Genomic DNA, 24,681 nt, shown 5'->3' with positions numbered 1-24,681 from the left:
CTTACGCGTGGTCGATGACCAGGCCGTCGATCTCGTTCGCGACATCCTCGAAGCTGTCGGTGACGCGCTCGAGATGGCGGAATAGTTCGCGCGCGATCAGGAAGCGCGTCGGATTCGCCTCGCCATGCTCCTTGAACAGGCGCTTGAGACCCGCCGCGTGAATGTCGTCGGCATGGCCCTCCATACGGACGAGCCGTTCGGTGAGCTCGTGGAGGCGTGCACCATTCGCCGAGATGTTCCGCAGCAGCGGTAGCGCCTCTGCCGTCAGCCGGGCGGCATCGACGATGATGCCCGCAATGTCTCGCATCTCGGGCTCGAACTCCGTGACGTCGTAAAGGTCGACCGCACCCGCGGTTTTCTGCATCTCGTCGATCGCATCGTCCATCGAGGCGATCAGGTCCGTGATCGCGCTGCGGTCGAACGGGGTCAGGAAGGTGCGACGCACCGTCTGGAGCACTTCGCGCGTGATCGCGTCGGCGTCATGCTCGCGCTCGATGATTTCCTGCACATGGTCGGCCATGCCCTCGCCGCCCTGCAGCATCCGCGCGAGTGCTTCGGCGCCCGCGGTAAGCGTGGCGGCATGCGCTTCGAACAGCTCGAAGAAATTGCCCTGCTTGGGAAGCAGGCGCTGGAACCAGGCAAACATGCGATTGACCCCTGTCTTTTCCGCAACGTTGAAGACGACACCCGAACGCTGCGCGGCGGCACGAAAGCCGCGGTCGCCGAACGAACGGATCATCGCCTGAAGATCGGGCTCGTCGACCGACGACGCGGCCTGATCGAGCGTGAACCAGCGCCGCTCGCGCTCGTCCATTTCCTTCCACTCGTCGAGTTCGCGCGTCACGGCGAGCGGGAACACCTCGACATTATACATGATCGCGGCGCCATTCGCGCGCCGCTTGCGATATTCATAGCTGCCGATCGAGGTCGGGCAGACCGCGCCGAGCACGCCGGCCTCCTCCTCCGCCTCGATCGCCGCCGACGCGTGGCGGTCGAGCCCGGTCAGCGGGTTGCCCTTGGGCACGACCCATCGGCCCGTACCGCGCGAGGTGACGAGGAGAATCTCGGTCGGCCCGTCCTTGTCCGTGCCGCCGAATCGATAGGGAAGAACTGCGATCTGTCGCATCAAATTTGACTGATATTCCCGCTACCCGCCCCACGCAGCGGTTCAAAATTGCAAATTGGTGACGTCATAATGACAACATTGTGACAATCGCAAAGTCCCATAGCCGCAGCGGCACTTTCCGTAAACGTCAATTCGATTGCAAAATGCAACGCGGTGCGTAAGCTGCACCTTAAAGATAAATGGGAGACGAAATCATGGCAGGCACGGCGAGCCCGGTGGATCAGGATGTATTGATCGTCGGCGCAGGCATTTCGGGCATCGGCATGGCGGTGCATCTCCAGATGTATTCGCCGGGCCGCAGCTTCGGCCTTGCCGAGCGCCGCGCTGACCTTGGCGGCACCTGGGACCTGTTCCGCTATCCCGGCATCCGCTCCGACAGCGACATGCACACGCTGGGCTTTGTCTTCGAGCCGTGGAAGCATGAAAAGTCGATCGCCGACGGCCCCGCAATCCTCGAATATCTGAACCGCATCGTCGACGAGCGCGGCATCCGCGAAAAGATCCGCTTCAACAGCAAGGTTGTCGGCGCCGACTGGGACAGCACGACCGCGCGCTGGACGGTGACGATGGAAGACGAGAAGGGCGCGAAGTCGACGACGACCGCGCGCTGGCTGTATCTTGGCTCGGGTTATTATGACTATGATGAGCCCTTCGACGCCCAGTTCGCGGGCCGTGAGGACTTCAAGGGCCAGATCCTCCACCCGCAATTCTGGCCGAAGGATCTCGATTATTCGGGAAAGAAGGTTGTCGTGATCGGGTCGGGCGCGACTGCGGTAACGATCGTTCCCTCGATGACCGAAAAGGGCGATGGCAAGGGCGCGGCGCATGTCACGATGCTGCAACGCACCCCGACCTGGTATGCGATCCGTCCCGCGAAGGACGGGATCGCCAATTTCCTGCGCAAGATTCTGCCCGACGGGCTCGCGTACAAGATCACGCGCTTCAAGAATGTGAAGATGCAGGACATCGTTTTCAAGCGCGCGCGCGAAAAGCCCGAGAAGCTCAGGGATTTCCTGAGCAAGAAGGTGCAGGAAGCGCTTGGCGACCGCTATGATGCCGAGGCCTTCACCCCGCCTTACAATCCTTGGGAGCAGCGGCTTTGCCTGGTTCCCGACGGCGATTTCTTCGAGGCGATGAAAGCCGACAAGGCGTCGGTCGTGACCGATCATATCGAGCGTTTCGATGCGACCGGCATCCAGCTGAAATCGGGCAAGCATCTCGATGCCGACATCATCGTCACCGCGACGGGCCTGAAGCTTGCCGTGGCGGGCAAGATTCCGGTGCGCGTCGATGGCGAAACGATCGATTGGAGCGAGCACTTCTATTACAAGGCGTGCATGTTTTCGAACGTGCCGAACTTCTCGGCCGTGTTCGGATATCTCAATGCGAGCTGGACGCTGCGCGCCGATATCGTCGCCGAATATGTGTGCCGCGTGCTCAACCACATGCAGGCATCGAACACGACGATCGCCACGCCGGCGCTCGCCGATCCGGCCAGCCTGACCGAAGAGAATATCTTCGACTTCTCGTCGGGCTATATCCAGCGCTCGATCCACATAATGCCGAAGAATGCCGACAAGCTGCCCTGGCGGCTCAATCAGGATTATCTGGGCGACCGGGTAGAGATGAAGACCGGCCTGATCGCCGACGGCGTGCTGACCTTCACCAATGCGAGCGCTGCCGCCAAGGCTGCGCCCGTCGCGGAGCTCGAAGCGGCCGAATAATCAGTCGACGTGCCCGGGCTTGCCCTTGGTCGAACCCTTGGCAAGCGCCGCGAGCTGCTTTCGGACATGCTGTCCGCCATCTCTTTCGAGGCACCCCTGAGTTTCGACTTGGGGGTGTCGCCGCGTTTGGCGCCGAGCGCTGCTCCCGCAGCTTTCTGCTGCGCCTTCGATTTGGCCGGCATCGTTCGCCTCCTCAATTCAGGGGCAGGAAATCGCGCTGATATTCAGGCTTCACGGCTTTCACGAGCTCTGCTGTCACCGGCACGTTGATCTTGTAACTACCCTCGGCAAACGGCCCGACCTCATAGGGGGCGATCGCGATCGTCATGCGATCGAGATAGCGGCCGCCCGATGACCCGAGCCAGACGGTTTGTGCCGACGCGGGAGGGCATGCCGAAAAGGGGCTATCCGGATCATCGGTCATCTGAATTCCCTTCGCGGCTTTGGCCTGCTTGATCCGCACGCAGAAATCGTCGTGGATCGCAGCGTCGAATGCCTCGGGACTGGTGAACAGGTCGACCGGTTTCAGCCGGGTGCGGCGGTTGCGATCCCATAGCAATGTGTCGAAACCCGTCATGCCATGGGCACCGCCCATATAGGTTTCGATTTCTGCCGACAGACTGAGGAAGCGGGGTGTGCTCGTGACCCGGAGCCATTTCTGCAGATGACTGTGGGCATGATAGGGAAAATCGCCCTTCGCCGATGCCGCCCGGTCCCGGTCGGCTGCGGCGACCAGCGCATCGCGTTTCGCCTGCCGGTCGCCGTCCAGAAACTTCGCCAGTTCGGGAATTTGCGCCGCGTCACGCGGATAGGAATAGGCAAACTCGATCAGCTCGCTCTTTTCGCGGACGTCGGAGGCCGGCGCATTTTTCGCGACCTCGTCCGCAGCACCATTCGGCGGCGCGCCAGCAACCGACGCTGCGACCGCCTTCTCCGCCTTGGTCGGCTTGTCGTCGGAACAACCCGCGATGAGGAGGATCACAGGAAGGATTGTGAGGGGCGTTCGGTAGGTCATGCCGCAACAACGCCGGGAATCGACAAAGTTTCCCCATCGGCCTAGCACATCGGCATGACCGACTATTCCGACCTGATCCAGCCCGACCAGGGCCAGGACGCCCGCACCATCCACCTCGTCGACAAGAAGAGCTATGACGAATGGCTGAAGGGTCGCAGCGCTCGCGAGCGCGCGCATCTGTCCGCTGTCGGGTTCAAACCCGACGCCTTTGTCCACGCGATCCTGCCGGGCGACGATCCCGAACGCTGGGCGGTGGTGACGACGGTTGCGAAGGCCGAGGAGCTTTCGGCATGGTGCCTTGCGAAGCTCGCGTTGATCCTGCCCGAGGGCCGCTACCGCGTCGAAGGCGGACAGGCCGGCAAGGCGCTGTTCGGATGGCTCAGCGCACAATATCGTTTCGACGCCTATAAATCGAACCCGGCCGTAAAAGGCCCGCGCGTGTTGCTCACGACCGAAGTCGGCGCGATCGCGCCCGTCGTCGCCGAAATGCGCGCGACAGCGCTCGTCCGCGACCTCGTCAACACGCCTGCTGCCGATATGGGGCCTGCGGCGATCGAGAATGCGGCCGAGCGCATCGCCAAGGCGCATGGCGGCAAGCTGACCGTCACAAAGGGCGAAGCACTGGAGCAGGGTTATCCGATGATCCACGCGGTCGGTCGCGCCGCCGCAAAACATCATGCGCCGCGCCTGATCGAGATCGATTGGGGCAAGGACGACCATCCGCGCATTGCGCTTGTCGGCAAGGGGATCAGCTTCGACAGCGGCGGGCTGGACATCAAGCCCGCGTCGGGCATGCGCCTGATGAAGAAAGACATGGGCGGGGCCGCGCATGTCCTCGCGCTCGCCGAATTGGTGATGGCGAGCGGGCTGCCGGTGCGTCTCCACTGTCTGGTTGCAGCGGCGGAAAATGCGATCTCGGCCGATGCCTTCCGTCCCGGCGACGTGTTGAAAAGCCGCAAAGGGCTGACCGTCGAGATCGGCAACACCGACGCCGAAGGCCGCCTTGTGCTCGGCGATGCGCTGACAAAGGCCGGCGAGGACAAGCCCGAACTGATCGTCGATTTCGCGACGCTCACCGGCGCCGCGCGCGTCGCACTCGGCCCCGACCTCCCTGCCCTTTTTGCCAATGACGATGCGCTCGCCGACGATCTGCTCAAGGGCGGCACCGACCGTGACGATCCGCTGTGGCGGATGCCGCTGTGGGACGGCTATGCCGACCTGCTCGAAACCGACATCGCCGACCTGGGCAATGCGGGGAGTTCGGCCTTTGCGGGATCGATCACCGCAGCGTTGTTCCTGAAGCGCTTCGTGCCCGATGGGACCGCTTGGGCGCATTTCGACACTTTCGCGTGGCGTCCGTCGGCGAAGCACGGGCGCCCCAAGGGTGGCGCGGCGCTCGGGCTGCGTGCGGCGTGGGCGATGCTGCAGACGCGTTACGACCGGCGCAGGAAGGGTGAACGTCCTTGATAAAGCGGCGCCCGCTGGTCTAATGCGCCGCGATTGTCCGCCCGGCGCGGAAAGCGGTTTCTTACAGGACGACAAGTGACAGCGAATAGTGGTGAGAATTCAGCGGCAAACCGCGTGCGGATGGGGCGCCCCGGCGTTGCCGGTCAGGGCCGCGACCGCTTCGGGCTGAGCGGCACGTCGCAGGCATTCGATCCGCGTGTCGTCGCCATCCGCCCCGACCTTGCCGATATCTCGGTCGCAGGCACCCATTTCGCTCCGCATTATGCCGCGCCGATGATGATGAGCGGCGTGCTGCCTGCCGCCGTCATGCGCGCGTCGCCGTCGCTCGACGCCGAGCAGACAAGCGAACTGCTGTTCGGCGAGGGCTTTGCCCTGCTCGACCTCACCGGCGGCTGGGCTTGGGGCTATTGCCTTGCCGATCATTATGTCGGCTATCTCGCTGCCGATGCGCTTGCGGCGCCGATCGCGCCCACGCACCGCGTCGAGATGACCGAGGCGATGCTTCATTCGGAACCCGACGCCGCAAGCGGCGGCCCCGCGGTGCTGCCGCGCGGCGCGCTGGTGATGGGCAATGCCGAAGGCGAATGGCTCCACACCGCGCACGGCTATCTGCCGCTGGCCGCGCTGATCGAGGTCGGCCGCGAACATGATGATCCTGCCGCGGTTGCCGAGAGCATGGTCGGCACCCCCTATCTGTGGGGTGGCCGCACCGTGAAGGGCATCGACTGTTCGGGCCTCGTCCAGCTTGCCTGGGCCTCGGCGGGCATCCAGTTGCCGCGCGATAGCGACCTGCAACTCGCGGCGCTCGGTCCCGACAAGGATGTCGCCCCCGCCGATCTGGCGCGCGGCGACCTCGTCTTCTTCCCGGGTCATGTCGGTATCATGGCCGATAGTCAGAACATCATCCACGCCAGCCGCCAGTGGATGGAAGTGCGCGTCGAACCGCTCGCCGAGGTTGCGAAGCGGTCGGCCGCGAAGGGCAATGACGTGCCCGTCAGCGGCACCAAACGACTGCGATAAAACCATGACACAAAAGGTCTTCATCGACGGCGCGGCGGGAACGACGGGCCTGGAAATCGCCGAGCGGCTTGCCGGGCGCAGCGAGTTTTCGCTCGTGACGCTTGACGACGCACGCCGCAAGGACGCTGCGGCACGACGCGAAGCCCTGAACGATGCCGATTTCGTCATTCTCTGCCTGCCCGATGCAGCGGCGATCGAAGCCGTGGCGATGATCGAAAACGGCCGCACACGGGTGATCGATGCCTCTACTGCTTTCCGGGTCGATCCCGATTGGGCCTATGGTTTCCCTGAGCTTCGCATCGCGCAGCGCGATGCGATCGCGGCGTCGAAGCGTGTGAGCAATCCGGGCTGTTATCCGACCGGTTTCCTCGCACTGGTCGCGCCGCTCGTCGCTGCCGGTATCGTCGCACGCGATGCGCGGCTCAGCGTCAACGCGGTGTCGGGCTATTCGGGCGGCGGCAAAGAGTTGATCGCCCGCTTCGAGGCCGATCAGGATATCGGCTTTCGCAGCTATGGCCTGAACCTCGCGCACAAGCATGTGCCGGAGATGCAGCAGCATGCCGGCCTCGCTCACGCGCCGCTGTTCGCGCCCGCCGTCGTGCCGGTCTATCGCGGCATGCTGGTCGAGGTTCCACTGGCGTTCGACGAAGCGACCGCCGACGCGGCGTTTGCCGCCCTCGCCGCGCATTTCGGCGGCTCGCCGCTCGTCAGCGTGCGCCGCGCCGGGGACGAGAGCGAGCTGTTGCTGCGTCAAAGCGACGCAGCGACCGACCGCATGGACCTGACGCTCTATGCCGACCCAAGCGCCAGCCAGATCCGGCTCGTCGCGCGGCTCGACAATCTGGGCAAGGGTGCGAGCGGCGCCTGCGTCCAGAATCTCAACATCATGGCGGGTTTGCCCGAAACGGCGGGCCTGCGGATCTGACGCCTAGTGGACCGTGTCGAGCGCGGTCTCGATCGACAGATAAGTGATCAGCCGCTCGATCTGGCGCCAGCGCGCGAAATAGAGATGATTGCCGAGCACGCGATATTGCTCGGCGCGCGCGGCTGCGGCGAAGCCGGCTTCCTCGCCATGTTCGCGGATCAGCATGGTCGCGTCGTCGATCGCACCGCGATCGGCAAGAAAAGGTGCTGGCAGTTGCATGCTGTCCCCGGCCCGTTGCATGGATGCTGTCCTAGCGCCCGCCCCTAACCGTGCCGTTCCCAACCGTGATGAACAGGCAGGTAAGGTTAATCGACGATGGCTGCAGGTTAACCATGACCACCGCCGAATCGCCCCTTTGCCGTCGCCGTATCGGCGTGTAAGACTGCGTCCATGCGCAAAATCCTCAAATATGCCGGCATCGCCCTCGTCCTGCTGATCATCGCGGGCGGCATCGCCTATTATGTCCTCTCGCGGCCCGATATGGCGCGTTTCTCGACGGCAGAGCTGAGCGGCCGCGTGCCGGTGATGGCGACGCAGCGCCCCGAGAGCTTCCCGACGATGAACGTGCCAGAGGCCACGAAATGGCCCGCCGGCGAGGCCCCGCGCGCCGCCGCCGGCCTGACCGTCGCACGCTTTGCCGAAGGCCTCGACCATCCGCGATCGATGCTCGTGCTGCCGAACGGCGACGTGCTCGTCGCCGAGGCGCAGAGCCCGCCGCGCGACAGCTCGGGGATCGAGAACAAGGTGATGGGCAGCCTGATGAGCAAGGCTGGCGCCGGCGGCAAGTCGGCGAACCGCATCACCCTGCTCCGTGATGCCGATGGCGACGGCAAGGCCGAAGTCAGGACCGCTTATATCACCGGGCTCAACTCGCCCTATGGCATGGCGCTGATCGGCAAGACGCTCTACGTCGCGAACACCGACGCGATCATCGCCTTCCCCTATGTCGAGGGCGAGACCAAGATGAGCGGCAAACCCGCCAAGCTGGTCGATCTGCCCGCCAAGGGCACCAACCGCCACTGGACCAAGAGCCTCGCGGCATCGCCGAACGGCTGGCTGTATGTCGGCGTCGGCGCCGATTCGAACATCGGCGAGAAGGGCATGGGCAACGAGGTCCGCCGCGCCAGCGTGCTCGAGGTGCGGCCCGAGAACAAATATGTCCGCACCTTCGCCGCGGGCATCCGCAACCCCGTCGGCCTCGCCTTCTATCCGGGCAGCAAGCAATTGTGGACCGTGGTCAACGAGCGCGACATGCTGGGCAGCGATCTGGTCCCCGATTATATGACCGACGTCGACGAAGGCGATTTCTATGGCTGGCCCTGGTATTATTGGGGTGGCTATATCGACCCGCGCGTTCCGCCAGAGGAAGAGGATCGCCGCCAATATGTGAAGCGGCCCGACTATGCGCTTGGCGCACATGTCGCCCCGCTCGGCTTTACCTTTACCGAAGGACTGAACCTTGGCGAGCGTTGGGCGAACGGCGCGCTGATCGCGCTGCACGGGTCGTGGAACCGCGAGCCGGTGTCGGGCTATGACGTCGTGTTCGTGAAGTTCGGCGCGAACGGCAAGCCGGTCGACGCCCTGCCCGTCCCTTTCCTCGACCAATTCTTGGCGAAGGACGGCAAGACGACGCGCGGCCGCCCCGCCGACGTCAAGGTTGCCAAGGACGGCAGCGCGCTGATCGCCGACGATACCGGCAACACGATCTGGCGGGTGTCGAAGGCGGGCTGACCGCCGTCAGCCCGGCCCGTCAGCCGGCGTCTTCGACGATCTTCAGGATCTTGGCGGTTTCGCCGAGGTCGACATTATATTGCTTCCAGCCTTCGAGGCATGGACCGAAGACATGGGGCAAGCGCGCCTGCACGTCGCGCACCATGTCGGGCGTGATGATCGCCGCAGTCGGGGTGGAGGCAGGCTGCCGGCTGCGCAGGCGGCCGATGTAGAAAGCGCTCATCATGTCGAGCACCGCCGCCTGCGATGCGGTGACGGGTTCGCCGTTCGGCTTGATGACCTTGAAGTTCAGGGCCGACAGGAAGCAGCGCGCGTCGGCGCGATCCTGTTCAGTGACGGTCTGCGCGGACACCGCACTCGCCATCCCGAACGCCAGCGCGGCGCTCAATATCAATTTTTGCACTATACCCCCACAGGTTGGTCGGTAAACCCGCCTGCGGCCCCGCGCCCTAGGGCCGAGACGGATGCGATCAGACGCGCATTGGCATCAGAACATACAGCGCCGGGCTCTTCTCGCTTTCGCGAATCAGCGTCGGGGCATTGGCGTCGGCGAGGTGGAGTTCGACGCTGTCGCCGTCGACCTGGCCGAGGATGTCGCTGAGATAGCGGGCGTTGAAGCCGATCTCCATCGCGTCGCTGTCATAGCCCGCCGCCAGCTCTTCGGCCGCGGTGCCGTTTTCGGGGCTGGTGACGCTGAGCGTGATGCGGTCCTTGTCGAGCCCGACCTTGACCGCGCGCGTCTTTTCGCTGGCGATCGTCGAGACACGATCGACGCCCTGATACAGGCTCTTCGGATCGACCCTGAGCAGCTTGTCGTTCGCGGTCGGAATGACCCGGCTGTAATCGGGGAAGGTGCCGTCGATCAGTTTGGAGGTCAGCACGGCATTGCCGAGCTGGAAACGGATCTTCGACGCCGACAGGCTGATCTCGACATTGCCTTCGGCCTCGTCGAGCAGCTTGCGGATTTCGGCGACGCATTTGCGCGGCACGATGACGTCGGGCATGCCGGTCGCGCCATCCGGACGCGTCACGGTGTAGCGCGCGAGACGGTGGCCGTCGGTCGCTGCGGCCTTCAGCACCGGGCCCGTCGCATCCTCTGCGACGTGGAAGAAGATGCCGTTGAGGTAATAGCGCGTTTCTTCGGTCGAAATCGCGAAGCGTGTCTTGTCGATGATCTGGATGAGTTCGGCGACCGGCAGCTCGAAGCTGGTCGGCAGGTCACCCTCGGCAATCACGGGGAAGTCGTCGCGCGGCAAGGTAGGCAGGTTGAAGTTCGAGCGGCCGGCCTTGACCTGCATCTTGCCCTCTGCCGCAGCGAGGCTGACTTCCGAACCTTCGGGCAGCTTGCGCGCGATTTCGAACAGCGTGTGCGCCGATACCGTGGTCGTGCCCGGCGTTTCGACCTTCGCCGCGATGGTTTCGACGACCTGCAGGTCAAGGTCGGTCGCCATCAGCTTGAGCTGGCCGGTGCCGTCGGCTTCGATCAGGACGTTCGAGAGGATAGGAATCGTGTTCCGCCGCTCGACCACCGACTGGACATGGCCGAGGCTCTTCAGCAGGATCGCACGCTCAATCGTCGCTTTCATATTGTCACATCATCCCTGTGCCGCGGGAAAAGTCCCTGAGAGTCCGGTGGAGCGGCCCATTCGCCCCGAATCCCGTCCCCGAAAATGTCCATCTTCCTTAACGTCCGCGCGGCGCGGTGCAAGCCATGCTTGCAAAGCGTCCCCATTCGCGCAAACGGGAAATATGCGGCGCCTGGCCTTCCTTTTCCTGATCGCAGCGGCCGCCCCCGCGATGGCGCTCGCAGCGCCGCGCACCGCGCTCGGCATTTTCGATGGCTGGGGCGCCTTTCGGGAGCCGCAAACGCCGCGTTGCTATGCCCTCGCCGCGCCGTCGGCGACGATCGGCCGTCCGCTGGTCAAAGCCTATGCCAGCGTCGGATATTGGCCGAAGTCGCGCATCCGCGGCCAATTCTATATCCGCCTGTCGAAGGAACGCGGTGCGGCACGCGAACTGCGCCTGACCGTCGGCAGCCGCCGCTTCATCCTGACCGGTAACGGGGTCCACGGCTGGGCGAGCGACGCGCGAATGGACGCTGCAATCATCGCGGCGATGCGATCGGCGCCGAGCATGAGCGTCGAAAGCAACACCGCTACCGGCGGCGCAATCGCCGACACCTATCGCTTGCGCGGCGCGGCGACCGCGATCGACGCGGCGGCGCTGGGGTGCGCGAACATCCGCTGAGGCGGGTCCAGGAAATGGCGGATTTCTGCGCAACTTCATTCGAGATTCGCTTTTGCGCGTGGCGATGAAGGGGATCGGCCGACCATGGTCGCTGACGCTATGCCGGCGGAATACTGTAGGACAGCGATTTGTCGGCGGTCGATCCTACTCCCGCCCCAGCCTCGTCAGCGCATTCGCGATGAAGTCGAGGACGATGCGGATGCGCGGGACGCGGCGCAGGCGCTCGTGGGTGAGAAGCCAGAGGCCCGTGGTGTCTTCGACCTTTGGCGGGATGCAGCGGATGAGGTCGGGTTCGCGGTCGGCGAGGAAGGCTGGCAGGATCGTCAACCCCATCCCCGCGCGCACCCCGGCGAGCAGCCCCGAGGCGCTGTCATATTTCATGACCACCGACTCCTCGAGCCCGTATTGCCTGAGCCACGCCTGATAGGGTTCCCAGACATGGCCGCCACCGCCGATGAACGGGTGGGTGGCGAGTTGTTCGCGGCTGTGCGGGATGCCGTGGCGGTCGGCATAGTCGCGGCTGCTGTAAACGGTCCACGGATTGTCGGCGATCCGCCGCCCGACGAGCCCCGCGCCGGCGGGCTGCTTGCTGCTACGCAGCGCGATGTCCGCCGCGCCAGTCGCGAGATCGCGCGGTTCGTCGGAGGTATCGAGATGAATGTGGATGCCGGGATGCGCGGCGCGGAGGTCACGCAGGATCGGCGGCAGGATGGTCACCGCGAAGATTTCCATTGTCGTCAGGCTGACTGTACCGCCCGCGTCGCGCGAGCGCGCGCCGGCCGCGTCCTGAAACCGGTCGGCGGCGTCGCGCACCGCGAGCGCGCTCGCGAGCATCGTCTCGCCAACCGGGGTCAACGCATAGCCCGCCTGCCGACGCTCGAAGAGATCGAGGCCGATTGCCTCCTCCAGCGCCGCGATGCGCCGCGCCACCGTCGTCTGGCTGACGCGCAGCGCCTGCGCGGCAGCGAGCGTGCTGCCGGTCTCCGCGACCGCGAGAAAGGATTTGAGGTCGTTCCAGTCGAACATGATGCCTTGTGAGGAATAATCCTCATCGCCGCATTCTGCAATTATGCAGAACGGTCGCGCAACATCGTTGCTCCCGACCGGTCGATGCGCGGCCTATCTTCTCCCTACCGGCTTCCTCCCCTCCTCTTCCAGCCGGCCGATGGAGACATAAGATGAAAACGCTCTCGATCCTTGCCGCTCTGGCCGCCGTTTCGATCGGCCAGCCCGCCCTCGCCCAGAATGCACCCGCTCGTCCCAGCGTCACCGTTGCGCATGCTGACCTCGACCTCGCGAACGAAAGGGACGCCAAGACCCTCGAACGCCGGGTGTGGCGCGCGGTCGTTGCGGTCTGCGGCGCGGCATCCGATTTCGATCTCGCGGGCAAGAACGACGTCCGCCAATGCCAGCGCGACACGCTGCGCGCCGCGTCGACGCAGACCGATGTCGTCATCGCCAGCGCCAGCCGCAGCGAACCGATCCGCATTTCGGCGGTCGAACGATAACGATAGGAACCACTGGATCGGGCCGCTCCGGCACTCGGCGGCCCGGCCGGACTACTCCCGCGCGTCGAAAGTCGCGCGGGCCCTTTCGACTTCGCAAAGATGGGCCTCGGCCCAGTGCCATACGCCGCAAAAGGCTTCACCCAGGCTGTAGCCAAGTCCGGTCAGCCGATATTCGACCTTGGGCGGGATTACCGGATGGACGGTGCGTTCGACCAGCCCGTCGCGTTCCATCGCCCGCAGCGTCTGCGTCAGCATCTTCTGGCTGATGCCCGGAACGAGCCGCGCCAGTTCGGTGAAGCGGCACACCCCATGATCCTCCAGCTCCTCCAGGACCAGCAAGGTCCATTTGTCGGCGACTCGGCCGATCAGCTCGTTAACGAGCAGTTCGACGCGCGGATCGACCGGCGCATCCGGATCATAGGAAGTTTTTTCGGGCGCTGACATGACGGAAAATCCAATACTCTCTTTCGGGTAACTATAGCACTTTCGGGTGCCTTCTTTCTTTTGGAGAGTATAGGGATATTTTGGGCTTCTCACCACCCCCGAAAGGAGACTCCCCATGAAGACCAGCGGCAACACCATCCTTGTTTCCGGCGGCGGATCGGGCATCGGGCTCGCGCTTGCGCAGCGCTGGCACGACGCCGGCAACATCGTCATCATCACCGGCCGCAACGCAGCAAAGCTGGAAGACGCGGTCGCGGGCCACGCGAACATGCATGCTGCCCAGCTCGACGTCACCGATCCCGATGCGGTCCAGGCCTTTGCACTGGACATCGTCGGCAAATTCCCGGCGCTCAATGTCCTCGTCAACAATGCGGGGATCATGGGTTACGAGGATGCGGCTGCGGCGCGCGACCTGAGGCTGGCCGAGGACACAGTCGTCACCAACCTGCTCGGCCCGATCCGGCTGACCGATGCACTGATCGACCATCTGACGGCGCAAGACGATAGCGCGATCGTCAATGTGACCTCGGGCCTTGCCTTCGTCCCCCTCCCCAAGGCGCCGACCTATTCGGCGACCAAGGCCGCGCTGCACAGCTATACGCAGGCGCTGCGTATCCAGCTCGAGGGCAAGGTCGAGCTGATCGAACTCGCGCCGCCCGCCGTCCGCACCGACCTGACCCCCGGCCAGTCGACGCGCGAGGGCTATATGCCGCTCGACGCCTTTGCCGACGAGGTGACGGCATTGTTCGCGGGTGAGCCGACGCCCGAGGAGATTCTGGTGCAGAATGTCCTGCCGCTTCGCGATGCCGAGGCGAACGGCAATGTGCCGCAGGTGCTGGCGATGCTGAAAAACCTCTAAACACCAGGTTGAGCGCCGTTTGCCGCCGGGACTGGCGCAAACGGCGCTTTGCCACTATATGGCCGCGCATCATGCAGATTCCCGGCCATATCGACCCCGTCACGACGGGCACCGTTCCGTTGCGCGGCGGCAACCGTATCGACCTTGTCGGGCTGAGCCGCGACGCGATTCGCGCCGAGCTGGTCGAGGCCGGCCTCGATGCCAAGGGCGCGAAGCTGCGCGCCAAGCAGATCTGGCACTGGATGTATCATCGCGGCGTGACCGACTTCGAGGCGATGACCGACATCGCCAAATCAATGCGTCCGTGGCTGACCGACCGCTACATCATCGGTCGCCCGACGGTGCGGCAGGCGCAGGTGTCGAGCGACGGCACGCGCAAATGGCTGCTCGCCGCGGCCGACGGCCAGGAATATGAAATGGTGTTCATCCCGGACGCCGATCGCGGAACCTTGTGCGTGTCGAGCCAGGTGGGCTGCACGCTCAACTGCCGCTTCTGCCACACCGGCACGATGCGCCTCGTCCGCAACCTGGGCGCAGGCGAGATCGTCGGACAGGTCATGCTGGCGCGCGACGAACTGGGCGAATGGCCCAAGGGCACGATGGCGGGTTTCGGCCCCGATCCCGAAGACGACGATGATGAAGGCGGCAACTACACCGCCGATGGCCGCATCCTGACCAACATCGTGATGATGGGCATGGGCGAACCGCTGTACAATTTCGACGAGGTCAAGGGCGCGCTCAAGATCGTGATGGACGGCGACGGCCTTGCGCTGTCGCGCCGCCGGATCACCTTGTCGACGAGCGGGGTTGTGCCGATGATGGCGCGCGCGGGTGAAGAGATCGGTGTCAACCTTGCGGTCTCGCTGCATGCGGTGTCGAAGGAAGTTCGCGACGAAATCGTCCCGCTCAACCGCAAATATGGCATCGACGAGCTGCTGAAGGCGTGCGCCGCCTATCCGGGCGCCGGCAATTCGCGGCGGATCACCTTCGAATATGTGATGCTGAAGGACAAGAATGACAGCGACGACGACGCGCGCGAACTTGTCCGGCTGATCCGCGAATATGGTCTGCACGCGAAGGTCAACCTCATCCCGTTCAACCCCTGGCCTGGCGCGATCTATGAATGCTCGTCACCCGAGCGGGTCAAGGCGTTCAGCAACCTGATTTTCAAAGCCGGAATTTCGGCTCCGGTACGCACCCCGCGCGGGCGCGATATCATGGCTGCCTGCGGCCAGTTGAAGAGCGCGGCGACGAAGCCGACGCGCGCCGAACTGGACCGCATCGCCGAGGAAAAACAGGCCGCCCTCGGCTGATTTTCAGATGACCGAAAGCTGAAAGGCGCAGAAATGCGTGGTGTTTCCGCGCACCCATTCCATACCGTGTGGTAAAAATAACACAGGTAATTAAATTGTCACATTCTGAACGATCCGTTCATTGAAGCGACAGGCGCGAACGCCATTTAGGGGGTCGGCCGCGACCCAAAGGGCGTGGTCCGAAGACTGAAAAGGAAAAAATCATGAAGAAGTTCGCAGTTGCCGCCGCTCTCCTCTCGGCCGTTGTCGCTACCCCCGCTCTGGCTGCCGAAGGCGGCGAAGCCCACGTCGAAGTGCGTGGCGGGTATGTGACCGGCAGCGGTCTCGACGACGCCACCATCGGCGCCGCAGCCGGCTATGACTTCAACCTTGGCGACAAGGCGTTTGTCGGTGCCGAAGTTGCTGGCGACAAGATTCTGAAGGACGGCTTCGACGTCCAGTTCTCGGCCGGCGGCCGCATCGGCGCCAAGGTCGGCACCGCTGGCAAGCTTTACGCCACCGGCGGCTACACGTTCAGCGACATCGACGATCCCTATGTCGGTGCCGGCTACCAGCACAAGCTGGGCCAGAACCTGTACGCCAAGGCTGAATATCGCCACCAGTTCATCGGCAACTTCAGCGACTTCGACACCTTCGCTGTCGGCCTCGGCTTCGCGTTCTAATCTTTAGAACAGCGAAAGACACGGAAAGGGGCGGCCCGAGGGTCGCCCCTTTTCTTTTGCCCGCGATCCGGCCACGGTAAGCCGATGACCGCTTTCGCCTATATCACCGCCGCGCTCGCCGAGATCGCTGGATGCTTCGCCTTTTGGGCGTGGCTGCGACTGGACAAGCCGATCTGGTGGATCGCACCGGGGATGCTGTCACTGGCGCTGTTCGCGTATCTTCTCACCCTCGTCGATGCCGACCATGCCGGGCGCACTTACGCTGCCTATGGCGGGGTCTATATCGTCGCAGCACTGCTGTGGCTGTGGGCGATCGAGGGCGCACGTCCCGATCGCTGGGATATGATCGGCGCGGCAATCTGTCTGGGCGGGGCTGCGATCATCCTGTTCGGCCCGCGGGGAGCACCGGCATGAGCTATGCCATCGACGCCGTTCTGACGGGCAAGGCGCGCGCCTTTCGCGGCGACGAAGCGAGCGCGATCGCGAAAGCACCCGTCGAAGGTGCGCTGCGCGTCGGCTTCCTCGGCATCGATGGCGATGAACAGGCCGATCTGACGGTGCATGGCGGGGTCGACAAGGCGATCCATCATTATCCGCGCGACCATTATGACTGGTGGGCCGATGCGCTCGGCGGCCATGATCTGCTGAGCGGGCCGGGCGCGTTCGGGGAGAATATCTCGACCGAGGGGCTGGTCGAAAGCGAGGCATGCGTCGGCGACCGCTACCGGCTGGGCAGCGCGCTGGTCGAGATCAGCCAGGGACGTCAGCCGTGCTGGAAGCTCGGCCACCGGTTCGGCGTGGCCACCGTTCCCGCGACCGTTGTGACAACGCGGCGCAGCGGCTGGTATTATCGCGTGGTCGAGGAAGGCGCCGTCGCCGCGGGTGACACGCTCGACCTGGTCGATCGCCCCCTGCCCGACTGGAGCGTCGAGCGCGTGTTCCACCTGCTGATCGGCGGCGCGGGCAAGCGCGAGCCTGCGGCGCTGCGCGATCTTGCAGCGATGGGCGCGCTCGCGACCACGTGGCGCGCGCGTGCCGGTAAATTGCTCGGCTGAACCTTATTTCGCGTCGGGCAGCGCATCCTCGACGAGCGGCGCCAGCCCCTGCACCACGACCGTCACGCCTTTGGCATTGGGGTGGATATGGTCGCCCAGCATCAGGTCGGGCTTGCCGACGACATTGTCGAGGATGAACGGGTACAGGCTGGCGCCATATTTGGCGGCAAGTTCGGGGTATATGGGGTTGAAAGCCTTGGCGTAATCGGGGCCCATATTCGGCGCCGCGACCATCCCGGTGAGCACGATCGGAATGTCGCGCTTTTTGAGCTCAGCCAGCATCGCATCGAGATTGGCGCGCGTCTGCGCCGCGTCGATACCGCGCAGCATATCGTTGCCGCCGAGGCCGAGCACGACCAGCGCGGGTTTCGCCTTCGCATTGTCGAGCACATAGGCGAGCCGCTGGCGGCCCGCCGCGGTGGTGTCGCCCGAAACCCCGGCATTCTGGACGCGCGCGATGACACCATCGGCGGCCAGCGCGGCCTGAAGCTGCGGCGCGAGTCCCTCCTTCGGGCCTAGCTGATAGCCGGCGTAAAGGCTGTCGCCAAACGCAATGACGAGCGGCGCGTTTGCCGGGATCGCGACGGTTTTTACTTCACCGGCCTTGTCGTTCGTCGACGCCGCAGGCGCCTCGGCAGAACCGCAAGCAGCGAGCGGTTGGCAAAGAGCGATCACGCAACCATATATCAAGGCAGAACGCCATCCGGCCGTTTTCATTTCCAAAGGGTCCCTTCTTGACCGACGCTTCCCGACCCCAAACGGCCGTGGCGCCGCAATTGGCGATCGCCGCCCATAATGTGACGCTGACTCTGGGGAGCGACAAGGCCCCCGTCGAAATTTTGCGGGGCGTCGATCTGGAGGTCGAGGCAGGCACATCGGTCGCGCTGCTCGGCCCGTCGGGGTCGGGCAAAAGCTCGCTGATGGCGGTGCTGGCGGGGCTCGAACGCGCAGGCGGCGGGACGATCAGGGTTGCGGGCCTCGATTTCGGCACGATGGACGAGGACGACCTCGCCCGTGCCCGACGCGGCCGGGTCGGCATCGTCCTGCAGGCCTTTCACCTGCTGCCGACGATGACGGCGCTGGAGAATGTCGCGGTTCCGCTGGAGCTCGCCGGCATTGATGATCCCTTCGGCAAGGCGCGCGCCGAGATGGAGGCCGTCGGGCTGGGCCACCGCCTCACCCATTATCCCGCGCAGCTTTCGGGCGGCGAGCAGCAACGCGTCGCGATTGCGCGCGCGATGGCGAGCAGCCCCGCGATCATTTTCGCCGACGAACCGACGGGCAATCTCGACACAGCGACCGGCCAGTCGATCATCGAGCTGATCTTCGCGCGCCGCGCGGCGCTCGGCGCGACGCTGCTCATCATTACCCACGACCCCGAACTGGCCGAACATTGCGACCGTGTCGTGGTGATGCACGACGGGCGCATCGAAGAACGGACCGCATAAGCGTGCTGCCCCTCGCGACGCTCTGGCGCATCGCGCGCCGTGATCTTGCAACGCGCATTCGCGGGCTTCGCCTGCTTGCGGTGTGCCTGTTCCTCGGCGTCGCAACGCTGGCGGCGATCGGCAGCCTGACGAGCGGCATCACGTCCGAACTCGAACGGCGCGGGCAGACGATCCTTGGTGGCGATATCGAATTCGGCATTCCGCAGCGTGAAGCAAACGCCAAGGAAATGGCGGCATTTCAAAGCGCCGGCACGACATCCTCGACCGTTCGCCTGCGCGCCATGGCGAATGCGCCCGGTGGCGATGCGCTGCTTTCGGAGCTCAAGGCCGTCGATGGGGCGTATCCGCTCTATGGCGCGATGCGTCTCGAAACCGGCGCCCGCAAAGGTCCACCGCCTGCTGGCGCGATCTGGATCGGCAAGGATCTCGCCTCCCGGCTCGACCTCAAGATCGGCGGCGACGTAAAGTTCGGCGAAAGAACCTTCCGGATCGACGGCATCATCGCCGAAGAGCCCGACCGGCTTGGCGAAGGGTTCGCACTTGGCCCGGTCGCGATCATCGGCCTGAACGATCTGCCGGCAACACAGCTCGTCCAGCCCGGCAGCCTCTACGAAAGCAAATATCGCGTCCGCCTGCCCGCCGATGCCAATCCCGAAGCGGTCGGCAAGCGGCTGACCGCAGAGTTTCCGGGTGCGGGCTGGGACATCACCGATCGCAGCAATGGCGCGCCGGGAACGCGGCGCTTCATCGAACGCATGGGACAGTTCCTGTCGCTGGTCGGGCTTGCCGCGCTCGTGATTGCGGGGATCGGCGTCGGCAACGGCGTGGCCAGCTATCTGGCGGGCAAACGGCCTGGCCTTGCGACGCTGAAGGTGCTGGGCGCCGACAGCGCGGCGGTGCTGCGCATCTATGGCCTGCAGATCCTTGCCGTCGCGGCGGTCGCGATCGGCGCCGGGCTGATCGTCGGCGCGCTGGCGCCGAGCCTGATCGGCTGGATCGCGGGCGATGTGCTGCCGGTGCGGCCAGGCTTCGCGCTCTATCCGCTGCCGCTGACCGTCAGCGCGGCCTATGGCCTGTTGATCGCCATCGCCTTCGCCCTGCCTCCGCTCGCGGCGACACGGCATGTGCCCGCCGCCGGCCTCTACCGCGCGACCGTCGATGGCGGAATGCGGACCGACCGGCAGACAATCGTCGCAGTCGGCGCTGCGCTCGCCGCGACCATCGCGCTGGCGGTCGGGACCGCGCGCGAGCCACTGTTTGCGCTCTCCTTCATCGGGGCCGCGATCGGCCTGCTGATAATTCTGGTCGGACTCGGCTGGCTGGTGCGGACCGGCGCGAGCCGCGTGCCGCGCCCCAAACGTCCGCTGCTGCGCCTCGCGCTGGCGAACCTTCACCGCCCCGGCTCGGCAACCGGCGCACTGGTCGTGGCGCTCGGCCTTGGCCTCACGCTGTTCGTTACCCTCGCGGCGATCCAGACCAGCATCACTGCCGAGATCGCGCGCACCGTGCCGCAGCGGGCGCCGAGCTTCTTCGTCCTCGACGTCCCGCGTGACCGGGCCGGCCAGTTCCGCACGATGGTGACCGACGCCGCCCCCGATGCCCAGGTGAACATGATCCCCGCGCTGCGCGGCAGCGTCACCGAGTTCAAAGGCCAGCGCGTCGACGAACTCGCCGAACTGCCCGAGGGCGCATGGGTTCTGCGCGGCGACCGCGGGCTGACCTATAGCCCGGCGCTGCCGAACGGCAGCACCTTGGTCGGCGGCAAATGGTGGCCCGCCGATTACAAGGGGCCGCCGCTGGTCAGCGTCGAGCAGGAGGTTGCGACATCGCTGGGGCTGAAACTCGGCGACACGCTGTCAGTCAATGTGCTGGGGGTCGAGGTGCAGGCGAAAGTCGTGTCCTTCCGCATTGTCGAGTGGGGCAATTTCGGCCTCAACTATGTGCTCGTCTTCTCGCCGGGCGCGTTCGACGCTGCGCCGCACAATATGGTCGCGACGGTCGCGGTTCCGCCGAAGGCCGAGGTTGAACTCGCGCGCAGCATCCCGCGCGCCTTTCCTTCGGCCTCGCTGATCGAGGTGCGCGAGGTCGTATCGCAGGTCACCACGTTGCTGACCCAGATGAGTCAGGCGATCGCCGCGGCGGCGAGCATCGCGATCCTCGCCGGCATCGCGGTGCTGATCGGCGCGATCGCGGCGAGCCGCGAGCGGCGCGTCTATGACAGCGTCATCCTGAAGCTGCTCGGTGCCACACGCGGCCAGATCCTCGGCGCGCAGGCGATGGAATATGCGGTGCTGGCCGCCATCCTCGGCGCGCTCGCGCTGGCACTCGGCCTTGCCGGCGCATGGTATGTCGTGACGCAGCTCTTCGACTTCGGCTTCGCCCCCGATCCGCTGATCGTCGGGCTGACGCTGGTCGGCGGCGCGGGGCTGTCGTTCCTGATCGGCATTGCGGGAAGCTGGCCGCTGCTGTCGGCCAAGCCGGCGCAGGCGCTGCGCAGCCTTTAGGTCAGCAGGCGGACCAGTGCCGAGATGCCGGCGGCGCCCAGAATGACCGCGACGATCCCGCGCCACACCGGCACGGGAACGCGCCCGAACAGCCGCGTCCCGACCTGATCGCCCAGCACCATCGGCAGGAAGAGCAGCAGCGACAGGGTGAAAAGCTTCATCGTCGCAAGGCCGAGCCAGAGCGATGCGAGCGTCCCCGCGATCGCGGTGGCAAAGAAGACGAGCATCATCGACGCGCGCGCGGTCGCGGGCTCGATCCGCTGCCGCAGGTAGAAGGGCACGACCGGCGGTCCCGGCATCGCGGCAAAGCCGGTGAGGATACCCGACGCGATGCCGGTCGCGCCGATTGCCCCGGCGCTTGGCCGGTGTCCGTCAGGGTGCTGCGGCATGAGGATCAGCAGGAAGGCACCGATGGCGATGACCGCGATCAGCAGCCGCGCCACATCGGGCGTCACCGCCTTCAGCGCCAGCATGCCGAGCGGGGTCGCGAGCATGGCGAGGAGCGCGATCGGCACCGCGGTGTGTCGGTCGGCATCGTTCGCGATACGCCGGAAACCGACCGGACCGATCAGCAGTTGAAGGATGATGCCAAGCACGACCGCCTGTTCGGGGGGCATCAGCATGCCGAGCAGCGGCACGAGAATGATCGCCATGCCGAAGCCCGTAAGGCCGCGCACGAAGGCGGCGCCGAAGGTCATCGCGGCGGCGATGGCGAAGGCAAGCGGACCAAGGCCGACGAGATGCAGGATGCCGTTCATTCTTTGGGCCCCAATGTCACCAGCCAGACGTCGGGCGGGGCGCCATAGCGGAGCGGCAAGATGCTGGTTCCAAGGCCCGCACCTACGAACACCGCTTGCCCGCCGGCGTCGATCCGGCCGCAGGCGAAGCGATCACCATATTTGGATGAATAGGTCAGCGCACCAATCATGGGAAACACCAGCTGCCCGCAATGGGTGTGCCCCGTCAGCACGGCGGCGACGGGCTTGGGCAGCTTTGGCACCACATCGGGACTATGCGTCAGCAACACACGCGGGCCGGCGCCGAGGGCATCCATCGCGGCATAGGTAGCGGGTACATCGTCGTGCCCTGTCACCTCGTCGGCAATGCCCCCGACGATCAGCGGACCGCGCCGGACGGCCGAGTTGGCGAGGACGGTGATGCCGCGCTTGCGGAGCGCGGTCGCCTGCGCCGGGGCATTATGCCAGAAATCATGATTGCCGAGGACCGCGACGGTGCCTAGCGGCGCCTTGAAACCCGCGAGCGGTGCCGCAATCTCGTCGGGTGTGTGATGGCGCGTTGCGAAGCGCTTGCCGCTGATCAGGTCACCGGCGATGACGACGAGGTCGGGCTTCAGTGTGTTCAATTGCCCGACCAGCCGGGTGAGCCGCGCGGGGCTCATGTCGGGGGTCGAGACATGGACATCCGAAATCAACAAAATCTTGAGCGGCGGCTGGCCAGCCGGCCAGCCGGCGACCGCGACCCCCGCCGTGCGGACGACGGGATCGCGGGTCGCGTTCCAATAGCCTTTGGCGAGCAGTGCCATGCCGAGCAGCGCAAGAAGCGCCGCCCATGTCCGCCATCGCCGCCGCGGCTTCGCGCTCAATCGCGCAGGTCCGGCGGGGTGGCCTCGCCCTTCAGCATTGCGATCGCTTCGGCGAGCGGCATGATGCGCTGGCCGTCCTGACCTAGGGTGCGGATCGCGACGGTGCCCTCTTCGGCTTCGCGCTTGCCGACGACGAGCAGATACGGGACCTTCTGCAGGCTGTGCTCGCGAACCTTGTAGTTGATCTTCTCGTTGCGAAGATCGGCCTCGACGCGAACACCGGCCGCGGCAAGCTGGGCCACCGCATCCTTGGCATAATCGTCGGCGTCCGAGACGATCGTCGCGACGACCGCCTGCACCGGCGCAAGCCAGGTCGGGAAGCGGCCGGCGAAATGCTCGATCAGAATGCCGATGAAGCGCTCGTAGGTGCCGAGGATCGCGCGGTGGAGCATCACCGGGCGGTGGCGCTCGCCATCCTCGCCCACATAGCTTGCATCAAGGCGCTCGGGCATCACGCGGTCGGACTGGATCGTCCCGCACTGCCACGTCCGGCCGATCGCGTCGGTCAGGTGGAATTCGAGCTTCGGCGCATAGAAGGCGCCTTCGCCCGGCAGCTCTTCCCAGCCATAGTCCTCGGTCGCCATGCCGGCGCGTTCGACGGCTTCGCGGAGTTCCTGTTCGGCCTTGTCCCACATCTCTTCAGTGCCGAAGCGCATCTCGGGACGCAGCGCCAGCTTCACCGCATATTTCTCGAACCCCAGCTGCTTGTAGACGCGGTCGAGAAGCTGGCAGAAGCTGCGCACTTCCTCGACAATCTGGTCCTCGCGGCAGAAGATATGGCCGTCGTCCTGTGTGAACTGGCGGACGCGCATGATGCCGTGCAGCGCGCCGTGCGGCTCGTTGCGGTGGCAGCAGCCCATCTCGGCCATGCGCAGCGGCAGGTCGCGGTACGACTTGATACCCTGACGGAAGATCAGGACGTGCGCGGGGCAGTTCATCGGCTTCAGCGCCATCCACTCCGCATCGTCGGAGACGAGCGGACCTTCATCCTCAATATTCGGCACCTCGTCGGGGATGACGAACATATTCTCGCGATACTTGCCCCAGTGGCCCGACTGCTCCCACTGGCGCGCGTCCATCACCTGCGGGGTCTTGACCTCCTGATAGTCGGCACCGTCGATCGCGCGCCGCATATAGGCCTCGAGCTCGCGATAGATCCGGTAACCCTTGGGGTGCCAGAAGACGCTGCCGTGCGCCTCTTCCTGCAGGTGGAACAGGTCCATCTCGCGGCCGATCTTGCGATGGTCGCGCTTCGCGGCTTCCTCCAGCCGCACGAGATGCTCGGCGAGCTGCTTCTTGTTGAGCCAGCCGGTGCCATAGATGCGCGAAAGCTGCGCATTCTTCTGGTCGCCGCGCCAATAGGCACCCGACACGCGCGTCAGCTTGAACGCCGCCGGGTCGAGCTTGCCCGTCGAGGCCAAGTGCGGCCCGCGGCACATATCCATCCAGCCGTCGCCCGAGCGATAGACGGTCAGTTCCTCGCCCTGCGGCAGCTCGTGCGCCCATTCGGCCTTGAAGGTCTCGCCCTCCGCTGCCCATTTGGCGATCAGCTCGTCGCGTTCCCAGACTTCGCGCGTTAAAGGCAGGTCGGCGGCGATGATCTTGCGCATCTCCTCCTCGATCAGCGGCAGTTCGTCGTCGCGGAACGCGCCATGCTCGGCGGTCGGCGCAAAGTCGTAATAGAAGCCGTCGTTCGTCGAAGGTCCGAAAGTGATCTGCGTGCCGGGGAACAGGTTCTGCACCGCTTCCGCCAGCACATGCGCAAAGTCGTGGCGCACGAGTTCGAGCGCGTCAGCCTCGTCGCGGCTCGTCACCAGCGCAAGGTTCGTGTCCTCTTCAAGCGGGCGCATGATGTCGCGCAGTTCGCCGTCGATCTTCGCGGCAAGCGCCGCCTTGGCGAGGCCAGGGCCGATATCCGCCGCAATCTGCGCCGGGGTAGTTCCGCGCGCGACTTCTCGGGCAGAGCCATCGGGAAGAGTGACGCGGATCATCTGGGACATAGAAAAATCGGCCTTTCTGGCGGTTGGGTC

General features: G+C 65.2%; 25 protein-coding genes and 1 pseudogene. 14 read left to right on the top strand and 12 right to left on the bottom strand.

What is annotated here, in order from left to right; translation table 11 throughout:
• Window position 1: 1 nt before the first annotated feature.
• Window positions 2–1,126: a DUF47 family protein gene (locus ACQY80_RS12775; RefSeq protein ID WP_428680196.1), complete on the bottom strand. Its 1,125-nt coding sequence runs from the start codon at window positions 1,124–1,126 to the stop codon at window positions 2–4.
• Between the two features lie 194 nt (window positions 1,127–1,320).
• On the opposite strand from ACQY80_RS12775, the gene ACQY80_RS12770 reads away from it, so the two are divergent.
• The gene (locus ACQY80_RS12770; protein WP_428680194.1) at window positions 1,321–2,850 is read left to right on the top strand and encodes a flavin-containing monooxygenase; all 1,530 of its coding nucleotides are present in this window, start codon (window positions 1,321–1,323) and stop codon (window positions 2,848–2,850) included.
• 98 nt (window positions 2,851–2,948) lie between these two features.
• On the opposite strand, the pseudogene ACQY80_RS12765 reads toward ACQY80_RS12770, so the two are convergent.
• Together ACQY80_RS12765 and ACQY80_RS12760 are read right to left on the bottom strand one after the other, a co-directional pair.
• Window positions 2,949–3,032: pseudogene (locus ACQY80_RS12765) on the bottom strand (DUF3008 family protein); the annotation flags it as partial.
• Window positions 3,033–3,043: 11 nt separating this feature from the next.
• Complete coding sequence (locus ACQY80_RS12760; RefSeq protein ID WP_428680192.1) at window positions 3,044–3,832, bottom strand: DUF4163 domain-containing protein; 789 nt, start codon at window positions 3,830–3,832, stop codon at window positions 3,044–3,046.
• 87 nt (window positions 3,833–3,919) lie between these two features.
• Here ACQY80_RS12760 and ACQY80_RS12755 point away from each other — a divergent pair, with 87 nt between their 5' ends.
• From ACQY80_RS12755 to argC, 3 genes are all read left to right on the top strand, one after another.
• Complete coding sequence (locus tag ACQY80_RS12755; RefSeq protein ID WP_428680186.1) at window positions 3,920–5,332, top strand: leucyl aminopeptidase family protein; 1,413 nt, start codon at window positions 3,920–3,922, stop codon at window positions 5,330–5,332.
• Window positions 5,333–5,407: 75 nt separating this feature from the next.
• Window positions 5,408–6,352 carry an NlpC/P60 family protein gene (locus ACQY80_RS12750; protein ID WP_428680183.1) on the top strand — a complete coding sequence of 315 codons (945 nt, stop codon included), beginning with the start codon at window positions 5,408–5,410 and terminating at the stop codon, window positions 6,350–6,352.
• Between the two features lie 4 nt (window positions 6,353–6,356).
• Complete coding sequence (argC, locus tag ACQY80_RS12745; protein WP_428680180.1) at window positions 6,357–7,277, top strand: N-acetyl-gamma-glutamyl-phosphate reductase; 921 nt, start codon at window positions 6,357–6,359, stop codon at window positions 7,275–7,277.
• 3 nt (window positions 7,278–7,280) lie between these two features.
• On the opposite strand, the gene ACQY80_RS12740 is transcribed toward argC, so the two are convergent.
• The gene (locus tag ACQY80_RS12740) at window positions 7,281–7,517 is read right to left on the bottom strand and encodes a hypothetical protein (RefSeq protein ID WP_428680177.1); all 237 of its coding nucleotides are present in this window, start codon (window positions 7,515–7,517) and stop codon (window positions 7,281–7,283) included.
• Window positions 7,518–7,667: 150 nt separating this feature from the next.
• Here ACQY80_RS12740 and ACQY80_RS12735 point away from each other — a divergent pair, with 150 nt between their 5' ends.
• Window positions 7,668–9,008 carry a PQQ-dependent sugar dehydrogenase gene (locus ACQY80_RS12735; RefSeq protein ID WP_428680174.1) on the top strand — a complete coding sequence of 447 codons (1,341 nt, stop codon included), beginning with the start codon at window positions 7,668–7,670 and terminating at the stop codon, window positions 9,006–9,008.
• Between the two features lie 19 nt (window positions 9,009–9,027).
• Here the strand turns inward: ACQY80_RS12735 and ACQY80_RS12730 are convergent, their stop codons facing one another.
• Together ACQY80_RS12730 and dnaN are read right to left on the bottom strand one after the other, a co-directional pair.
• Window positions 9,028–9,396: a hypothetical protein gene (locus tag ACQY80_RS12730; RefSeq protein WP_428680171.1), complete on the bottom strand. Its 369-nt coding sequence runs from the start codon at window positions 9,394–9,396 to the stop codon at window positions 9,028–9,030.
• Window positions 9,397–9,478: 82 nt separating this feature from the next.
• Window positions 9,479–10,594 carry a DNA polymerase III subunit beta gene (dnaN, locus tag ACQY80_RS12725; protein WP_428680168.1) on the bottom strand — a complete coding sequence of 372 codons (1,116 nt, stop codon included), beginning with the start codon at window positions 10,592–10,594 and terminating at the stop codon, window positions 9,479–9,481.
• 163 nt (window positions 10,595–10,757) lie between these two features.
• Here dnaN and ACQY80_RS12720 point away from each other — a divergent pair, with 163 nt between their 5' ends.
• Window positions 10,758–11,255, top strand: coding sequence for a hypothetical protein (locus ACQY80_RS12720; protein WP_428680165.1), 498 nt, complete (start codon window positions 10,758–10,760; stop codon window positions 11,253–11,255).
• A gap of 144 nt (window positions 11,256–11,399) precedes the next feature.
• On the opposite strand, the gene ACQY80_RS12715 is transcribed toward ACQY80_RS12720, so the two are convergent.
• Window positions 11,400–12,281 carry a LysR family transcriptional regulator gene (locus ACQY80_RS12715; RefSeq protein ID WP_428680162.1) on the bottom strand — a complete coding sequence of 294 codons (882 nt, stop codon included), beginning with the start codon at window positions 12,279–12,281 and terminating at the stop codon, window positions 11,400–11,402.
• 152 nt (window positions 12,282–12,433) lie between these two features.
• On the opposite strand from ACQY80_RS12715, the gene ACQY80_RS12710 reads away from it, so the two are divergent.
• Window positions 12,434–12,763, top strand: a complete 330-nt coding sequence (locus tag ACQY80_RS12710; protein WP_428680159.1) for a UrcA family protein — start codon at window positions 12,434–12,436, stop codon at window positions 12,761–12,763.
• Between the two features lie 51 nt (window positions 12,764–12,814).
• On the opposite strand, the gene ACQY80_RS12705 is transcribed toward ACQY80_RS12710, so the two are convergent.
• Complete coding sequence (locus ACQY80_RS12705) at window positions 12,815–13,207, bottom strand: winged helix-turn-helix transcriptional regulator (RefSeq protein WP_428680156.1); 393 nt, start codon at window positions 13,205–13,207, stop codon at window positions 12,815–12,817.
• Between the two features lie 115 nt (window positions 13,208–13,322).
• Between ACQY80_RS12705 and ACQY80_RS12700 the strand changes: the two genes are divergently transcribed.
• From ACQY80_RS12700 to ACQY80_RS12680, 5 genes are all read left to right on the top strand, one after another.
• The gene (locus tag ACQY80_RS12700) at window positions 13,323–14,066 is read left to right on the top strand and encodes an SDR family oxidoreductase (RefSeq protein ID WP_428680153.1); all 744 of its coding nucleotides are present in this window, start codon (window positions 13,323–13,325) and stop codon (window positions 14,064–14,066) included.
• Window positions 14,067–14,137: 71 nt separating this feature from the next.
• Window positions 14,138–15,379 (top strand): 23S rRNA (adenine(2503)-C(2))-methyltransferase RlmN, encoded by a 1,242-nt coding sequence (gene rlmN, locus ACQY80_RS12695; protein ID WP_428680150.1) that lies wholly within the window; start codon window positions 14,138–14,140, stop codon window positions 15,377–15,379.
• A gap of 203 nt (window positions 15,380–15,582) precedes the next feature.
• Window positions 15,583–16,041, top strand: coding sequence for an outer membrane protein (locus tag ACQY80_RS12690; protein WP_428680147.1), 459 nt, complete (start codon window positions 15,583–15,585; stop codon window positions 16,039–16,041).
• Between the two features lie 84 nt (window positions 16,042–16,125).
• The gene (locus tag ACQY80_RS12685; protein ID WP_428680144.1) at window positions 16,126–16,455 is read left to right on the top strand and encodes a YnfA family protein; all 330 of its coding nucleotides are present in this window, start codon (window positions 16,126–16,128) and stop codon (window positions 16,453–16,455) included.
• Entirely contained in the window at window positions 16,452–17,096 is a 645-nt protein-coding gene (locus ACQY80_RS12680; protein ID WP_428680142.1) for an MOSC domain-containing protein, read from the top strand. Before ACQY80_RS12685 ends, ACQY80_RS12680 begins: the two co-directional genes overlap by 4 nt.
• Window positions 17,097–17,099: 3 nt before the next feature.
• Here ACQY80_RS12680 and ACQY80_RS12675 read toward each other — a convergent pair whose 3' ends face one another.
• Complete coding sequence (locus ACQY80_RS12675) at window positions 17,100–17,813, bottom strand: arylesterase (RefSeq protein ID WP_428680139.1); 714 nt, start codon at window positions 17,811–17,813, stop codon at window positions 17,100–17,102.
• Between the two features lie 17 nt (window positions 17,814–17,830).
• Here ACQY80_RS12675 and ACQY80_RS12670 point away from each other — a divergent pair, with 17 nt between their 5' ends.
• On the top strand, window positions 17,831–18,544 hold the full coding sequence (locus tag ACQY80_RS12670; RefSeq protein WP_428680136.1) for an ABC transporter ATP-binding protein: 714 nt from the start codon (window positions 17,831–17,833) through the stop codon (window positions 18,542–18,544).
• 2 nt (window positions 18,545–18,546) lie between these two features.
• Window positions 18,547–21,048 (top strand): ABC transporter permease, encoded by a 2,502-nt coding sequence (locus ACQY80_RS12665; protein ID WP_428680133.1) that lies wholly within the window; start codon window positions 18,547–18,549, stop codon window positions 21,046–21,048.
• On the opposite strand, the gene ACQY80_RS12660 is transcribed toward ACQY80_RS12665, so the two are convergent.
• The 3 genes from ACQY80_RS12660 to thrS are packed head-to-tail and all read right to left on the bottom strand — an operon-like array spanning window position 21,045 to window position 24,651.
• On the bottom strand, window positions 21,045–21,806 hold the full coding sequence (locus ACQY80_RS12660; protein ID WP_428680130.1) for a sulfite exporter TauE/SafE family protein: 762 nt from the start codon (window positions 21,804–21,806) through the stop codon (window positions 21,045–21,047). The genes ACQY80_RS12665 and ACQY80_RS12660 overlap by 4 nt on opposite strands.
• The gene (locus ACQY80_RS12655) at window positions 21,803–22,651 is read right to left on the bottom strand and encodes a metallophosphoesterase (protein ID WP_428680127.1); all 849 of its coding nucleotides are present in this window, start codon (window positions 22,649–22,651) and stop codon (window positions 21,803–21,805) included. The genes ACQY80_RS12660 and ACQY80_RS12655 overlap by 4 nt, the downstream gene beginning before the upstream one ends.
• Window positions 22,648–24,651: a threonine--tRNA ligase gene (gene thrS / locus ACQY80_RS12650; protein WP_428680124.1), complete on the bottom strand. Its 2,004-nt coding sequence runs from the start codon at window positions 24,649–24,651 to the stop codon at window positions 22,648–22,650. Before thrS ends, ACQY80_RS12655 begins: the two co-directional genes overlap by 4 nt.
• Between the last annotated feature and the right edge of the window lie 30 nt (window positions 24,652–24,681).

The sequence above is a fragment of the Sphingopyxis sp. genome, assembly GCF_965279755.1.
Taxonomy (GTDB): Bacteria; Pseudomonadota; Alphaproteobacteria; order Sphingomonadales; family Sphingomonadaceae; genus Sphingopyxis.
This window is presented reverse-complemented; position numbering and strand designations above follow the sequence as displayed.

Bases quoted from the DNA above. Each gene is read 5' to 3' on its own strand.
- ACQY80_RS12710 (WP_428680159.1), top strand. From the start codon at position 12,434: ATGAAAACGCTCTCGATCCTTGCCGCTCTGGCCGCCGTTTCGATCGGC.
- ACQY80_RS12685 (WP_428680144.1), top strand. From the start codon at position 16,126: ATGACCGCTTTCGCCTATATCACCGCCGCGCTCGCCGAGATCGCTGGA.
- argC (WP_428680180.1), top strand. From the start codon at position 6,357: ATGACACAAAAGGTCTTCATCGACGGCGCGGCGGGAACGACGGGCCTG.
- ACQY80_RS12675 (WP_428680139.1), bottom strand. From the start codon at position 17,813: ATGAAAACGGCCGGATGGCGTTCTGCCTTGATATATGGTTGCGTGATC.
- dnaN (WP_428680168.1), bottom strand. From the start codon at position 10,594: ATGAAAGCGACGATTGAGCGTGCGATCCTGCTGAAGAGCCTCGGCCAT.
- ACQY80_RS12740 (WP_428680177.1), bottom strand. From the start codon at position 7,517: ATGCAACGGGCCGGGGACAGCATGCAACTGCCAGCACCTTTTCTTGCC.
- thrS (WP_428680124.1), bottom strand. From the start codon at position 24,651: ATGTCCCAGATGATCCGCGTCACTCTTCCCGATGGCTCTGCCCGAGAA.
- ACQY80_RS12690 (WP_428680147.1), top strand. From the start codon at position 15,583: ATGAAGAAGTTCGCAGTTGCCGCCGCTCTCCTCTCGGCCGTTGTCGCT.
- ACQY80_RS12770 (WP_428680194.1), top strand. From the start codon at position 1,321: ATGGCAGGCACGGCGAGCCCGGTGGATCAGGATGTATTGATCGTCGGC.
- ACQY80_RS12715 (WP_428680162.1), bottom strand. From the start codon at position 12,281: ATGTTCGACTGGAACGACCTCAAATCCTTTCTCGCGGTCGCGGAGACC.
- ACQY80_RS12735 (WP_428680174.1), top strand. From the start codon at position 7,668: ATGCGCAAAATCCTCAAATATGCCGGCATCGCCCTCGTCCTGCTGATC.
- ACQY80_RS12755 (WP_428680186.1), top strand. From the start codon at position 3,920: ATGACCGACTATTCCGACCTGATCCAGCCCGACCAGGGCCAGGACGCC.
- ACQY80_RS12705 (WP_428680156.1), bottom strand. From the start codon at position 13,207: ATGTCAGCGCCCGAAAAAACTTCCTATGATCCGGATGCGCCGGTCGAT.
- ACQY80_RS12660 (WP_428680130.1), bottom strand. From the start codon at position 21,806: ATGAACGGCATCCTGCATCTCGTCGGCCTTGGTCCGCTTGCCTTCGCC.
- rlmN (WP_428680150.1), top strand. From the start codon at position 14,138: ATGCAGATTCCCGGCCATATCGACCCCGTCACGACGGGCACCGTTCCG.
- ACQY80_RS12720 (WP_428680165.1), top strand. From the start codon at position 10,758: ATGCGGCGCCTGGCCTTCCTTTTCCTGATCGCAGCGGCCGCCCCCGCG.
- ACQY80_RS12775 (WP_428680196.1), bottom strand. From the start codon at position 1,126: ATGCGACAGATCGCAGTTCTTCCCTATCGATTCGGCGGCACGGACAAG.
- ACQY80_RS12700 (WP_428680153.1), top strand. From the start codon at position 13,323: ATGAAGACCAGCGGCAACACCATCCTTGTTTCCGGCGGCGGATCGGGC.
- ACQY80_RS12680 (WP_428680142.1), top strand. From the start codon at position 16,452: ATGAGCTATGCCATCGACGCCGTTCTGACGGGCAAGGCGCGCGCCTTT.